Annotated in this window: 12 protein-coding genes and 1 pseudogene; 11 read left to right on the top strand and 2 right to left on the bottom strand. The window is 73.6% G+C overall.

Going from position 1 to position 13,958, the window contains the following annotated elements:
- Positions 1-93: 93 nt before the first annotated feature.
- From AB0P17_RS42405 to AB0P17_RS42360, 10 genes and pseudogenes are all read left to right on the top strand, one after another.
- Positions 94-942, top strand: a pseudogene (locus tag AB0P17_RS42405) (FAD-dependent oxidoreductase); the annotation flags it as partial.
- Between the two features lie 395 nt (positions 943-1,337).
- Positions 1,338-3,035, top strand: coding sequence for an ATP-binding protein (locus AB0P17_RS42400; protein WP_365820341.1), 1,698 nt, complete (start codon positions 1,338-1,340; stop codon positions 3,033-3,035).
- Positions 3,036-3,037: 2 nt separating this feature from the next.
- Complete coding sequence (locus AB0P17_RS42395) at positions 3,038-3,448, top strand: roadblock/LC7 domain-containing protein (protein ID WP_365820339.1); 411 nt, start codon at positions 3,038-3,040, stop codon at positions 3,446-3,448.
- Positions 3,445-3,819, top strand: coding sequence for a DUF742 domain-containing protein (locus AB0P17_RS42390; protein WP_365820337.1), 375 nt, complete (start codon positions 3,445-3,447; stop codon positions 3,817-3,819). The genes AB0P17_RS42395 and AB0P17_RS42390 overlap by 4 nt, the downstream gene beginning before the upstream one ends.
- On the top strand, positions 3,797-4,414 hold the full coding sequence (locus tag AB0P17_RS42385; RefSeq protein ID WP_365820335.1) for an ATP/GTP-binding protein: 618 nt from the start codon (positions 3,797-3,799) through the stop codon (positions 4,412-4,414). Before AB0P17_RS42390 ends, AB0P17_RS42385 begins: the two co-directional genes overlap by 23 nt.
- Before the next feature lie 128 nt (positions 4,415-4,542).
- Complete coding sequence (locus tag AB0P17_RS42380) at positions 4,543-5,745, top strand: cytochrome P450 (RefSeq protein ID WP_365820342.1); 1,203 nt, start codon at positions 4,543-4,545, stop codon at positions 5,743-5,745.
- Positions 5,746-5,933: 188 nt separating this feature from the next.
- Entirely contained in the window at positions 5,934-6,944 is a 1,011-nt protein-coding gene (locus tag AB0P17_RS42375) for an alpha/beta hydrolase (RefSeq protein WP_365820333.1), read from the top strand.
- 79 nt (positions 6,945-7,023) lie between these two features.
- On the top strand, positions 7,024-8,106 hold the full coding sequence (locus AB0P17_RS42370) for a helix-turn-helix domain-containing protein (RefSeq protein ID WP_365820331.1): 1,083 nt from the start codon (positions 7,024-7,026) through the stop codon (positions 8,104-8,106).
- 179 nt (positions 8,107-8,285) lie between these two features.
- Positions 8,286-9,803: a PLP-dependent aminotransferase family protein gene (locus AB0P17_RS42365; RefSeq protein ID WP_365820329.1), complete on the top strand. Its 1,518-nt coding sequence runs from the start codon at positions 8,286-8,288 to the stop codon at positions 9,801-9,803.
- Positions 9,804-9,838: 35 nt separating this feature from the next.
- Entirely contained in the window at positions 9,839-10,597 is a 759-nt protein-coding gene (locus AB0P17_RS42360) for a class I SAM-dependent methyltransferase (RefSeq protein WP_365820327.1), read from the top strand.
- Positions 10,598-10,639: 42 nt separating this feature from the next.
- Here AB0P17_RS42360 and AB0P17_RS42355 read toward each other — a convergent pair whose 3' ends face one another.
- Positions 10,640-11,629, bottom strand: a complete 990-nt coding sequence (locus tag AB0P17_RS42355; protein ID WP_365820325.1) for a serine hydrolase — start codon at positions 11,627-11,629, stop codon at positions 10,640-10,642.
- 97 nt (positions 11,630-11,726) lie between these two features.
- On the bottom strand, positions 11,727-13,055 hold the full coding sequence (locus AB0P17_RS42350; protein WP_365820323.1) for a D-arabinono-1,4-lactone oxidase: 1,329 nt from the start codon (positions 13,053-13,055) through the stop codon (positions 11,727-11,729).
- Between the two features lie 150 nt (positions 13,056-13,205).
- Between AB0P17_RS42350 and AB0P17_RS42345 the strand changes: the two genes are divergently transcribed.
- On the top strand, positions 13,206-13,958 hold a 753-nt coding region (locus AB0P17_RS42345), incomplete at its 3' end, for a YoaK family protein (protein WP_365820321.1).

Below are 13,958 nucleotides of genomic sequence, written 5' to 3'. Positions count from 1 at the left end.
CTTGCCTTCGTGTGCCATACGAGCGCTCCTGGTAGGACATGAGTGCGAACTGCAACTGTACTTCGCAGTGTTAGTGTTTGGCGGTAGTTGAGAGGCATGGAGTACGCGTCGATGTTCGCCGCGCTCGGCAGCAAGATCACCGTGGTCGAACAGCGCGCCGGGATGCTGGACTTCTGCGACGCCGAGGTGGTCGAGGCGCTCAAGTACCGGCTGCGCGACCTCGCGGTGACCTTCCGCTTCGGGGAGACGGTGGCGGCGGTCGAGCGGCACGACGAGGGCACGCTCACGGTGCTGGAGAGCGGCAAGAAGATCGCCGCCGACGCGGTGATGTACTCCGCGGGACGGCAGGGGCTCACCGAGGCGCTGGATCTCGGCAAGGCGGGGCTCGCCGCCGACCGGCGCGGCCGGATACCGGTGGACGAGCACTACCGTACGAGCGTTCCGCACATCTACGCGGTCGGTGACGTCATCGGCTTCCCGGCCCTGGCCGCGACCTCGATGGAGCAGGGCAGGGCCGCCGCGTACCACGCGTGCGAGGAGCCCGTGAACCCGATGCACCACCTCCAGCCGATCGGCATCTACACGATCCCCGAGATCAGCTTCGTCGGCCGCACCGAGGACCAGCTGACCGAGGAGCGCGTGCCGTTCGAGGTCGGCGTCGCCCGCTACCGCGAGCTGGCCCGCGGTCAGATAGTCGGCGACGCGCACGGCATGCTGAAGCTGCTGGTGTCCCCCGAGGACCGCCGGCTCCTCGGAGTCCACTGCTTCGGCTCGGGCGCCACCGAACTGATCCACATCGGCCAGGCCGTGATGGGGTGCGGCGGCACCGTCGACTATCTGGTGGACGCGGTGTTCAACTACCCGACGCTCGCGGAGTCGTACAAAGTCGCGGCCCTCGACGTGACGAACAAGATGCGGTTGATCGAGCGTATGAAGCGCTGAGCACACCCACATGGCCCAACCGGCCGTGCGTGTTCCCCCCGGCGACCGCCGATGCCGGTCAGCGGCAGTCAGCGCCGGTCGTTATCCATCGACATCCGTCGCTATCCGTCGAAACCTGTCGGCATCAGTCGGTAACGGTCGATTTATTTTCGTGACCCTCCGTATTCGTTAAGTTACTTCAGAACCGGTCCGCCGGGGATACGATCCCCAACAACGTCTGGTGAAGAGGTAGTTCATCTCATGATCAACTGGCATGACCTCGGTGAGGCCGACGACGTCCGCCGCCCCCTGGGCGTGCGCCCGGTCATACCGGCCACGCGACGCCTCCGCCTCCCGTGACGACTGCCGGGTGACCTCGGCCGGACCACTTTTCTCAGCGAACTCGAAGGTTTTCCATGGCACGTTCCCCCGCGCCCCCTCCCCTGCCCCGGGGCAGCTCACCGTGGCTCTGGCCGGCCACCCTCGTGGTCGCGCTGGCGGCCTTCGCCATACCGCTGGTGCCACTCGCGCGGATGAGCGCCGGAGCGGCCGTGGCGTACGGCGCGGTCGCGGCGCTGCTGCTCGGCGCCCTGGCGGTGCTGCGCGGACGGCACCACCGCGCCGAGTACGACGCCTCCCGGTTCCGGGACGAGGCCCGGGAGCGGGAGGCGGAGGCCGTACGCCGTGAGACCGGCTGGCGCACCCACGCCCAGCAGCGCTCCGAGCACCAGGCGGAGCTGATCAGGGAGGAGGTCGAGCACCTCGTCAACCAGAGGCTGCCCGCGGCCCTCACTCGTTCGGAGATTCCCACGCCGCTGCACGGCGGCGAACAGCTCGGGCGCGCCGTGGGCGACGGATTCGATCTGCTGCTCTCCTCGGTGACCCGTTCCGTCCAGTACCGCGAGGAGTCGCAGCGGCTGGCCCTGGTGGAGCTGGCGAGCCGGGTGCAGACCTCGGCGCACCGGATCCAGGCCGCCGTCACCAGCCTCGCGGACCGCTTCCCCGGCGACGCCGATCTGCTGGAGACCACCATGCGGGTGGACCACGCGGCGACCCAGCAGGCCCGGCACGCGCAGAGCCTCAAGGTGCTGTGCGGCGAATGGCCGGGACAGCAGTGGCAGAAGCCGCTGGCGATGGTGGACGTGGTGCGGGCCGCCTCCGGCCGGATCGTCGCGTACCAGCGGGTGCAGGTGACCGGCGACCCGGACCTCGGGGTCACCCCGTCGATCGTCGAGCCGCTGATCCACCTGCTGGCGGAGCTGCTCGCCAACGCCACCGAGTACTCGCCGCCCCGGACGGCGGTGCCGGTGACGGTGCGGGCGGTGCAGCGCGGCGCGGTGGTCGAGGTGGACGACGGCGGTCTCGGCATGGACGAGTACCGGCTGGCCGACGCGCGGGAGGTCGTCTCCGGCCGGCGGCTCCTCGGCGTCGGCGAGATCGGCGAGATCCCGCAGACCGGTTTCGCGGTCGTGGGCCGCTTCGCCGACCGGCACGGCTTCCACGTCGACCTCGGGCCCTCCCCGTACGGCGGGGTCCGCGCGGTGGTGCTGGTCCCCCGGGAGGTGCTGCAGACCCTTCCCCCCGCCGGTACGGCCGCGGTCCCGCTCGTCCGCAGGAGGCCCAGGGTGTCCACGGCGGAGGAGTCCGCGCCCGAGGCCGTCCTGGCCGCGGCGGAGCAGGCGCCGCCGGTACGGGAGGAGCGCGCCGGGTACGGGGTGCCCGAGCCCGCCGACGCGCCGCTCTCCGCTCCGGCGCGAGGCGCCGGACCGACCCCGCCCGTACCGGCCGTGGCCGAGGCGATGGCCGACGGAGTGACACCGTACGTCCAGGAGCCCGTCCGGCGGCCCGCGCCGGAGCGTGCCGCCCTCGTGCAGCGGCTGCCGCAGCGGCGTTCGCGGCGCGACGAGTACGCACCCGTCGAGTCGGGCCCGGTCGCGGCCACCCCGCCCGGCACACCCGAGCAGGCGGGCGACTGGATGGAGCAGTTCATCGAAGGGGGCCGGTCCGTACCACCGCCCGACCTCGTACCGCATCAGGGCCACTCCGTACCCCATCAGGGCCAGCGAGGCCCTGCGTACCCCACCCCACCCGATTCACCGGAAGGACTGACGTGAGCATGAGTTACACGGAGAACCCGGAGCAACGCGGCTGGATGATCGCAGAGGTGGCCGCCGTGCCGGGGGTGCGCGACGCCATCGTCTTCAGCGCCGACGGGCTGCTCCTGGCCAGCTCCGAGGGGATGGACCGGGACTCCGCCGACCGGCTCGCCGCCAACTGTTCGGGGCTCCAGTCCCTCGCCCGCAGTCTCGGCCGGGAGTTCGGCGAGGACGGCGGGGCGGTCCACCAGCAGATGGTCGAGTTCAACGGGGGGTACCTGTTCATGCGCAGCGCCAGAGGCGCCCATCTCGCGGTGGTGACGGGCCCCGTGGTGGACCCGAAGCTCGTCGCCCGCCAGATGCAGGCGCAGGTGCTGCGGATGGGCGCGGGCAACCTGAGCAGTCCGCCCCGGCAGGAATCCGTGCGGTGAGTGGCCCGGACGGCGAGTACGGCGAGTATGCGGCGAGCGCCCTCCGCCCGTATGTGATCACCAAGGGCCGCTGCAGGCCCAGCCGTAACACCGTCGGGGTCGAGAGCCTTCTCATCGCCACCGACGCCCCGCGCGACCTGCCCGTCTCCGCGACCCGGGAGGAGCGCGCCCTGGTGCGGATGTGTGAGCGGCTGCTCTCCCTCGTGGAGGCCGCCGCCCATCTCGAACTGCCGGTGAGCCTGGTGAAGGTGCTCGCGTCCGACCTCATCGACGACGGCCACCTCTCCGCGCGCTCCGGCGTCCCTCAGGCCGTTCTCCCCGATTCCCAACTCCTTCAGGAGGTACTGGATGGTCTCCGTCGGCTCCGCTGACCGCTATTTACCCGACACGATCCAGCAGGCCGTCAAGATCCTGGTGGTGGGCGCCTTCGGCGTCGGGAAGACGACACTGGTGGGCTCGGTCAGCGAGATCGAACCGCTGCGCACGGAGGAGGTGATGACCGAGGCGAGCATCGGGGTGGACGATCTGGCGGGGATGAGCACGAAGACGACCACCACCGTCGCCATGGACTTCGGCCGGATCACCCTCAACTCCCGGCTGGTGCTCTATCTGTTCGGCACCCCGGGGCAGCGCCGGTTCTGGGACCTCTGGGACGGACTCGCGGAGGGCGCGCTCGGCGTCCTCGTCATCGTCGACACCCGGAGGCTGGAGGACAGTTTCGACGTCCTCGAACAACTGGAGCTGCGCGGGCTGCCGTTCGCGGTCGCCATCAACCAGTTCCCCGACAGCGAGGTGCACGGGACGGCGGAGCTGCGCGGCGCGCTCGACCTGCTGCCGGACACCCCCGTGGTGTTGTGCGACGCACGGGAGCGCATGCCGTCGGTGGACGCCCTGATCAGCCTGGTCGAGTACGTGTCCCACGTCGCGCACTTCGGCGCCGAGTCCACCGAGGAGGCCGCCTCATGATCCGTCCCCCCGGGCTCACCCCGCTCTCGGCCCCGCCGGAGTGCCCGGCACACCTCGCACCCGGAGCGCCGGGCGAGCCCGGCGCGTCCGGCGCCTCCGCCGCCTCCCTGGGCGGGCCGGGCGAGCCGCTGCCGCTCCTCGCGGCGACGGGCGCGCCCGACCCCCGGGAGGCCTACCGCGCGCTGCGCGCCCGGTGGGGCAATGTCGCCCGGGTCGAACTGGCGCCCGGCGTGCACGCCTGGCTGGTCCTCGGCTACCGGGAGCTGCTGACCATCACCCGGCAGGAGCAGATCTACTCCCGTGACGCCAGGAACTGGCGCGACCTCAACGACGGGGTGGTGTCCCCGCGGTCGAGGCTGCTCCCGATGATGGGCTGGCGCGCCAATGTCCTCGGCGCCGACGGCGCGGAACACCGCAGGCTGCGCCAGCCCCTCGACGAGGGGGTGGCCCGGATCGACCAGCGCCGGGCGCGCCGCCAGGTCGAGTCGGTGTGCACGGAGCTGATCGCGGGGTTCTCCCAGCGCGGTCTGGCGGACCTGGTGACCGATTACGCGACGATCGTGCCGATGCTCTCCATCGCGTCGCTCTTCGGGCTGAACAGCGACGAGGGCCAGCGGCTGCTGGGCTCGCTGGTCGCCGTGTTCGGCAGCGCGGACGACTCCCAGGACGGCAACCGGCACTTCGAGGAGATCCTCGCCGACGCGCTGCGCCAGCGGCACAGCAACCCGGCGGACGATCTGACCACGTCGTTCATCAACCATCCGAACCTCCGCAACGACGAGGAACGGCTGCAGTCGATGGCGGTGATGATCTCCGCCGGTACGGAGGGCGTCCACGCCTGGACCTCGCTGGCGCTGCGGCTGCTGCTCACCGATCCGCGCTTCGCCGCCCGGATGCACGGGGGCCGGCTCGGGGTCGACGACGCGCTGGACGAGGCGCTGTGGCGCGACCCGCCGATGAACAACCAGCCCGCCCGCTACGCGCTCGCCGACACGGAGCTGGGGGGCCGGCTCATCCGGCGCGGTGACGCGCTGATCCTGGGGATCGCCGCCGCCAACGACGATCCGGTGATCCGTCCCGACGACGGCATGAGCGAGCCGGGCAACCGCGCCCATCTCGCCTTCTCGGCGGGGCCGCACGTCTGTCCCGCGCAGGTGCCGGCGCGGCTGATCACCCGGACCGCCGTCAACACCGTGCTGCATCTGCTGCCCGACATGAAGCTCGCGATCCCCGCCGACGAGGTGGCCTGGCACCCGTCCCCGTGGACCCGGGTGCCGAAATCCCTGCCGGTGGAGTTCTCCCCGGCGCGGATCCCGGCCCGCGGCGAGTGACCGCCGGCCGGCCGGCGGGGATTGCCGGCGGCCGGCCCACCAGCGGGGACGGTCATGGAGGGGCGGGGTCCGGAACCCGCCGACCGGCGGGTGATCCCCGCCGTCCCGCCACTCCCGGTGGCCGTCGCCCCGGCGGCAGGATGGCCACCACCGGTCACGGGGACGTGACCACGGACAAGGGAGAGCCGATGACCGCCACCCCGCCCCACCCCACCGGGACCGGCCGCCCGGTTCCGCCGCCCCCGCCGTTCGACGCGGAGCTGGCGGCGGCGCTGGACATCATCTCCGCCGAGATGGGCGGCGCGCTGGAACTCGCGGACATCCCGGCCGCCCGGAGCGCCCTGGATCTGGGGCCGTCCGACGAGGAGCTGAGCCGGGACGGCGCCATCGCGTTCGAGGAGCGTACGGTGCCGGGGCCGCCCGGTGAGCCGGACATCTCCCTGCTCGTCTGCCGGCCGACCGGGACAGGTCCGGCCACCCGGCTGCCCGCGCTCTACCACATACACGGCGGCGGCATGATCCTCGGCGACCGCAGGACCGGCCTGGAGGGCGCCCTCGACTGGGCGCTCGCACTCGGCCTGGTCGTGGTGTCGGTGGAGTACCGGCTCGCCCCCGAGCATCCGCATCCGGCGCCGGTGGAGGACGCGTACGCGGGGCTGCTCTGGACGGCGGAGCACGCGGCCGAGCTGGGCATCGACCCCGCCAGGATCATTGTCGAGGGCGGCAGCGCGGGGGGTGGACTGGCCGCCGCCGTCGCTCTGCTCGCCCGCGACCGGGGCGGTCCCGCGCTCGCCGGGCAGATGCTCATGTGCCCGATGATCGACGACCGCAACGACACCCCGTCGAGCCTCCAGATGGCGGGACTCGGCGTGTGGGACCGGGCCGCGAACCACACCGGCTGGACCGCCCTGCTGGGCGAGGCGCGCGGCGGCCCCGACGTCTCCCCGTACGCCGCTCCGGCGCGGGCCACGGATCTGTCCGGACTGCCGCCCGCGTTCATCGACGTCGGCTCGGCCGAGACCTTCCGGGACGAGGACGTCGCGTACGCCTCCCGGCTGTGGCAGGCGGGCGGCCGGGCGGAACTGCACGTGTGGCCCGGCGGCTTCCACGGTTTCGAGGGGCTGGCGCCGCAGACCGCGCTCGCCCAGGATGCCAGGGCCGCCCAACTCCGCTGGCTGACCCGGCTGCTGGAGAACTGAACCCGGCCGCCGGGAATGGGAACGGCGGACGCCCGCACCCATGTTTGGCCGCGGGCGTCCGGCACCGCAGGATGAGGGCGTGAAGGAGCTCGCCGGCAGACTCGCCGCGCTCGACCCCGACGCCGGGGCGGCGCTCCAGGTGATCGCGTACTTCGACCGGCTGGTCGAGGGCCGGGCCGGCCTGGAGGCGCTGGTGCGCGGCGCCGCGGTGCTCTCCGGCTGCCCGGCCCGGCTGGTGGACGAGGAGCGGGGGGTACGGATCCGGGTCGGCGCCGACGGCGTACGCCTGGACGGTGGCGCTCCACCCGGTCCCCACTGGATGTCGGCGCCGCTGGAGCCGGGTGGCGTCCCCGCGGTGTGGCTGGAGCTGGCCGGGCCGCCCGGCCCCGGCGAGGTCCACTCGATGGTGGTGGAACGGCTCACGGCCGCCGCGCGGGTGGTCCTCGACCGGACCCGGGGCCGGGCCCCGGTCCAGGGGCCCGGCGGCGATCCGGCCTCGGTGGAGGTACTGCTGGACGCGTCCGCCCCGGCGCACGCGCGACGGCGGGCCGCCGGGCGGCTCGGGCTGGGGAACACGGCTCTGGCCCGTGCGGTGGCGGCGGCCGGGGCGCCGCCCGCCGTCGAGGCGGTGACCGGACCGGAGGCCCGGCCGGCCGGGGCGTGCCGGGCCTCCGGTGCGCCACGGTTGTCCGGGGCGGGCCGGCCTGCCGCGGCCGGGGGACGGCGGGCCGGGATCGGTCCCGCCGTGCCGGTGCTCGGCCTCCCGGCGTCATGGGCCGCCGCGCGCGTCGCGCTGCGGTTCACGGCGGAGGGCGACGAGCGGGACCCCGGGCCGAGGACGGTGTACGCGGACGACCTGGGCTCCCTGGTGCTGCTGGCGGGCGCGGTCGGTGCCGGGGCCGAGCCGGTGCCCGACGTGCGGGCGCTGGAGCGCGCGGTGGCCGCGGCGCCCTGGGCGGCGCTCACGCTGCACACGGTCGCGTTCGCGCCGAGCCTGCGCGCGGCGGCGACGGAGCTGACCGTGCACCACTCGACGCTCCAGGACCGGCTGGCACAGGCGGAGCAGTGGCTCGGCTGGCCGGTGCGCGACCCGTACGGGCGGCTGCGGCTCCAACTGGCGCTCCTGGCCCGGCGCCTGCACCGGGCCCCGGGGCTTCCGTGAGCACCACCGGATCCGGCGTTCGGCGCACGCCGTTCGGCATGCGCCGTTCACCGTGTGCCATTCCCTCGTCGTGCCGTTCCCTCGTCCGGACAACCGGACATCAGTCCATTTTCCTGAGAGAAGGCCGATTGGCCGGTTTCCGCATACCACTGCATGACCAATCTCATTACAGTGGCCCGATGAATGGATTGCCGCCTCTCAGCAGCCATGCCACCGGCCGCATCTCCGCCGACCGGCTGGCATCCCTGCTCGGGCAGTGGCACCGGGGCGGTCCGCGCAGCGGCGGCCACGACCTGGCCGACGCCCTCGCCACCCGGGTCCGGGACGGCAGGCTGCCGCCGGGAACGCGGCTGCCGTCCGAGCGGGAGCTCGCCGGCGCGCTCGGGGTCAGCAGGACCATGATCGGCGCCGCGCTGGAGCGGCTGCGGGACGCGGGGCTGGTCGCGTCCCGGCAGGGTTCCGGGTCCTGGACGGCGGCTCCGCCCGGCGTACGTCACCCGGGCACCGGGCTGCCGGACGGGGCCGGGCTGATCGATCTCACGCGGGCCTCCCCCGGTGCCGCGGACGGTCTGCTGCCGGCCTTCGAGGCGGCGCAGCGGGCCCTGCGGGAGGCGCTGCACGACGAGACGTACGACGATCTGGGCATCATGCCGCTGCGCGAGCGGCTCGCCGCCCGTTACACGGCGCGGGGGCTGCCCACCGCGCCGTCCGAGATCATGATCACCAATGGGGCGCACCACGGTTTCGCCCTGGCGCTGCGACTGCTGGCGGGGCCCGGCGACCGGGTCCTGGTCGAACAGCCGGGCTATCCGCACGCCTTCGACGCGGTGACGGCGGCGCGGGGCCATCTGGTGCCCGTACCGGTCGATCCGTTCGCCGCGTCCGGCTGGGACATCGACGGGATCGCGGCGACGCTCCGCCAGACCTCGCCCCGGCTGGCGTATCTGATGGCCGACTTCCACAACCCCACCGGGCGGCGGATGGCCGCCGAGGACCGCGAACGGCTGGGCGCCGTGCTGGCCGCCACCCGGACCCACACGGTCGTCGACGAGTCGGCGGTGGAGCTGGATCTGGGGGGCGCGGGCGACGGGAACGGGGTCCCGGACGGCATCGGGTACGGGTACGGGGCCGGGGACGGGGCCGGCGACGGGTGCCGGACCGAAGGCGCGCCGCCGCCGCTGGCCGCGTTCGCGCCGCGCTGGACGATCACGGTGGGCTCGCCCGCCAAGACCCACTGGGGCGGGCTGCGGATCGGCTGGATCAGGGCCTCCGAGGAGCTGATCGGCCGGCTCGGTGCCGTCCGGGCCTCGCTGGACCTGGGCTCACCGCTGTTCGAACAGCTCTGGCTCGCCGGGCTGCTCACCGACCCCATGCCGTGTCCGGGACCGCGCCGCCGTGCGCTGCGCGCACAGCGGGACGCGCTGGCCGGGGCGGTGCGTACCGAGTGCCCCGACTGGTCCTTCCGTACGCCGGAGGGGGGCGTGAACCTCTGGTGCCGGCTGCCGGAGCCGATCGGTACGCGGCTGGCCGGCGCCGCGCGGCAGCACGGCGTGCTGCTGACGCCCGGAGCGCGCTTCGGGGTGCAGGACGGTCTTGAGCGGTGGCTGCGGCTCCCGTTCACCCAGCCGCCCGACCGGCTGCGGGAGGCGGTGCGCCGGATCGCCGCCGCCCGCGCCGGGCTGACGGGTGCCCCGTGAGGGCGCGCGCCGTGTGGTGGATAGGGTGAGCGGTGATGTTCACCCCTGAGGGCCCGACCCTTCGCGAACTCGCCGTGCAGGCACTGTCGTCGGTCGAGCACGGCTACGACCTGCTGGCGCCGAAGTTCGACCGGACGCCGTTCCGGACGCCCGAGCCGCTGCTGGACGCGGTGGTCCGTGCGGCCGCGCCGCTCGGCCCCTTCCGTACCGGACTCGACATCTGCTGCGGGACCGGCGCGGGGGTGGCGGTGCTGCGGCGGCTCTGCGCGGAGCGGGCCACCGGCGTCGACTTCAGCGCGGGGATGCTCGCCGCGGCGCGCGCCGCGTCGGCCGGCCTTCCGGAACCCGCCGCGCCGGGCCGGTCCGGCTCACCGGCCGTGGACTGGGTACGGGCCGACGCGCGCGCCCTGCCGTTCCGGGACGCCTTCGACCTGGCGGTGAGTTTCGGGGCGTTCGGCCACTTCCTGCCCGGCGAGCGGCCCGTGCTCTTCGCCCAGGCGTACGCGGCGCTGCGGCCGGGCGGCAGGTTCGTCTTCCCGGTGCCCGCGCCGCCCCGGGTCGGCTCGGCGGCGTACTGGGCGATGTGGGGGTTCGACGGGGTGATGCGGCTGCGCAATCTGCTCTGGCACCCGTCGTTCGTGATGTACTACCGCACCTTCCGGCTGCCCGATGTGATGGACGACCTGGCCGGGGCGGGCTTCACGACCGGTCTGCTGCCCCTGCCGGAACTCGGTACGCGGTCGGACGGCAGCCCGCGCTGTGTCCTGGTGGTGGCCACCGCCGCGAAGCCGTGAGCCGCCGCGCCACGCCCGCGCCCGGGAGGCCGTGAGGCGGGCTCACGTCCACTCCCGGGAGGCCGAGACCGCGGTGGTGGCGGCCTTCTCCACCAAGGAGATCCCCGCCTCCATGCTGACGCTGCCCCGGGAGAGCACGGCGAGCAGATAGCTGTGCCCGTCCACCACGATCCGGCCGATGCTGTTCACGTCCCACAGACCGGTCGCGCTCCGCGAGAGCCAGCCGTTCTTCAGCCCGGTGACCGTGCCCGCCGCCGAGACGCCCCAGTCCTGGCCGGGTTCTATCCCGCCCATCAGGCTCCGTACGTACGCACGGGAGGCGGCGGTCAGCGGGGAGGTGGCGTCGCCGCCGAAGACCGCCGACAGCAGGGCGATCTGGTCGGCCGCGGTCGACTGCGTCAGCCCCCAGAGCGGGCCGCTGCCCGCGGTCGTGCCGGTCATGCCCAGCCGCCGGTTCGCCGCGTCCAGACCGTCGCCCTTGCCTATCGCGCGCCACAGGGCGTTCGCGGACTCGTTGTCGCTCACCTTGATCATCTTGGTGGCGCGGGACTTCTCCACCGCGGTGAGCGCGCGGTGCTCGTCCTGCGCCTGGAGCAGGAGCGCCACCAGGATGTTGACCTTCACGATGCTCGCCGTGTCGTACGTCGCCAGGGCCTTCCCCGTGCCGACGCCGTAGTCGGCCTCGCGGCCGTCCTTGAGATCGATGAGCGCGACCGAGACGGATGCCTTGGCGGGCTTCGGCAGGGCGGCGAGCCGCCGCGTCAGGACCTGGTCGGGGTCGACCGTCCGCGAGGACGCGGCGGCGCGGGACGAAGTGGCCGAGGACGCGGCGGACGGCGACTCCAGGGCGGCGGTGGCGGACCGGGAGAGTCCGCCCGACCGCGGAACGGCGTCGGAGTCGCCGCGGACCGGCGACGGGAAGCCCGTCGCCGTCCACACGGTCAGGCAGACGACCGCGGCGGCGGCCGCCGGGAAGGCGGCCCGGCGCGGCAGGGAGCCGCGGGCGGAGGGGGCGTGACGATGACGGGACATGGCGGTGAGGCTAGGAACCTCGACTGGGCCTTGTCTGTGGCGCAGGTTAACTTTCTATGACAAATCTTCTGACGCACCATCGAATCGGTGATTTGCGTCACTTTCCACCAGGAAAGTAGTGGTCGAGCAGCTCGTTGCGGAACACACCCCGCGGATCGAGCTTCGCCGTCAGCGCCTCGAAGTCCGCGTAGTGCTCGTACAGCCCGCGGACATGCTCGGGTCCCATCACGAAGAGCTTGCCCCAGTGCGGCCGGGTGGCGAACGGCGCCAGCGCCTCCTCGATCGCGGCCAGCACCGGCGTCACCGCGCCGGTGTCCGGGACCCAGGTGAAGTGGAAGGCCACCGTGTCCCGTCCGTACGCCGGGCTGAGCCACAGGTCGTCGGCGGCGACGGTACGTATCTCGCCGATCTGGAGGACGGACGCGATCCGCTCCCCGATGCGGGCCAGCGCGTCGAACGCGGCGGGACCGTCCTCCCTGGCCACGAAGTACTCGCTCTGGAGTTCGTCGCCGCTGCTCGGGACGTAGCCGGCGCGGAAGTGCGGGAGCCGTTCGTGCCACGGCCCCGGGACACCGGCCTGTTCGGTGCAGGTGGACGCGTCCATGCCGGGCACCGGGTGACGGGGGCCGTCCGCGGCGACCGCGCCGAGCCAGGTGTCCGGCGCGGGACCCTCGCCGGGGACGGGTCCGGCGGCGCCATCGGTGGGTCGCTGCTTCAGCCACAGCTGCGCCGCGCCGCCGGGCCGCCAGTCGGTGAAGACGCTCACGCTGTAGGCGGCGGTCAGGATCTCGTCGAAGTGTTCGCGCAGCCGCGCGTACGCCAGCCCGTCGTACACCCGCTGCCGGATCTCGTAGGCCGGCACGAGACCGAGTGTCATCCGCGTGACCACGCCGAGGGCGCCCAGGGCGATCACGGCACCGGGGAAGTCCGCGTCCCCGCGGGCGAGCCGGAGCAGTTCGCCGTCGGCGGTGACGATCTCCAGCGCCTGTACGGCGGAGGCCAGGGTGCCGTTGCCGGCCCCCGAGCCGTGGGTCCCGGTGGAGCAGGCGCCCGCGACGGAGATGTGCGGAAGCGAGCCGAGGTTGTGCAGGGCGAGGCCGGCGGCGTGGACGGCGCCGGTGAACTCGGCGAACCGCATCCCCGCGCCGACCGTGACCGTGTGCGCCGCCGTGTCGACCTCCACGGTCGCCGGCAGACCGGCCACCGAGACCAGGTCGCCGTGCGTGTCGGCGATCGTGTTGAACGAGTGGCCGCTGCCGAGTGCCCGTACCGCGTCGGAGCCCGCGACGATCTCCCGCAACCGCTCCACCGACGCGGGGGTGTGCAGACGCGCCGCCCGGAAGGTGACGTTGCCCGCCCAGTTCCGTACCACCGGCGGTACGGAGGAGTCGCGCGGTTCTTCGGTGCGTCCGGGCTGCTGCGGCACGGAGCTCTCCTTCGCTGCGTCGGGGCGTGGGGACCATGCCCGCTCGGGGTTCTTCTTATCAGGACCGTGACCTGCTTGGTTAGGGTCCGTGGCGTGCCGCGCGGTACGTCACGGAAGAGCACGGGCACGGCAGAGAGCAGGTGGGTCCCGGTGACCGAGGAACTTCCCGTGGGGCGCCGGTGGGCCGTGGGGGCGCTGCTGGTCATGACGTTCACGACCGGTCTGGTGGACGCGGTGAGCTTTCTGCGGCTCGGCCATGTCTTCGTCGCCAACATGACCGGCAATGTGGTCTTCCTGGGATTCTCCGTCGTACGGAGCAGTCAACTGCCGGTCGTCGCGCCGATCGTGGCGATGACGGCCTTCGTGCTCGGGGCGTTTCTCGGCGGTCAGCTGAGCAGGCTCCTCGGCGACCGGCCACGGCTCTGGCTCGGCCGCGCCTTCGCCGGGCAGGCGGCCGGTCTCGCGCTGACGGCGCTGCTGCTCGGTACGGGGGCGCTGCGCGCCGAGGGCAGGCAACGGCTGGCGGTCGTCGCGCTGCTCGGGCTCTGCTGCGGGCTGCAGAACGCGACGGTACGGCTGCTGGGGCCCCGGGACCTGACCACGACGGTGCTCACCCAGACCCTCACGGCGCTCACCGCGGAGAGCGTGCTCGGGGCCGGGACCGGCGCCAGGCCGCATCGCCGGGCCGGCTCCGTGCTCGCCATGTTCGCCGGGGCCGCCTGCGGGGCGCTGCTGCTCCAGGTGACCCTGGCCGGGGTCGTGGCGCTGGCCGCCGCGCTGGTGGCGGCCGTGTCCTGGGTCTTCTCGCGGGGGCCGCGCCCGGCCGGTGCGGCTGGCACTGACCCGGGAGCTCACCCGGCTGCTCGACAGCGGCTGGTCCGGCCCCGCCGTCGTCGGCACCGG

It is taken from the genome of Streptomyces sp. NPDC088124 (assembly GCF_040685895.1).
Taxonomy (GTDB): domain Bacteria; phylum Actinomycetota; class Actinomycetes; order Streptomycetales; family Streptomycetaceae; genus Streptomyces.
Note: the sequence above shows the minus strand (reverse complement) of the source record. Positions and strands in the feature narration are given on the sequence as shown.

What these genes read in the sequence shown, in the direction of transcription:
- AB0P17_RS42365 (WP_365820329.1), top strand. Translation starts at nt 8,286, where the DNA reads ATGAATGGATTGCCGCCTCTCAGCAGCCATGCCACCGGCCGCATCTCC.
- AB0P17_RS42355 (WP_365820325.1), bottom strand. Translation starts at nt 11,629, where the DNA reads ATGTCCCGTCATCGTCACGCCCCCTCCGCCCGCGGCTCCCTGCCGCGC.
- AB0P17_RS42360 (WP_365820327.1), top strand. Translation starts at nt 9,839, where the DNA reads ATGTTCACCCCTGAGGGCCCGACCCTTCGCGAACTCGCCGTGCAGGCA.
- AB0P17_RS42400 (WP_365820341.1), top strand. Translation starts at nt 1,338, where the DNA reads ATGGCACGTTCCCCCGCGCCCCCTCCCCTGCCCCGGGGCAGCTCACCG.
- AB0P17_RS42395 (WP_365820339.1), top strand. Translation starts at nt 3,038, where the DNA reads ATGAGTTACACGGAGAACCCGGAGCAACGCGGCTGGATGATCGCAGAG.
- AB0P17_RS42385 (WP_365820335.1), top strand. Translation starts at nt 3,797, where the DNA reads ATGGTCTCCGTCGGCTCCGCTGACCGCTATTTACCCGACACGATCCAG.
- AB0P17_RS42375 (WP_365820333.1), top strand. Translation starts at nt 5,934, where the DNA reads ATGACCGCCACCCCGCCCCACCCCACCGGGACCGGCCGCCCGGTTCCG.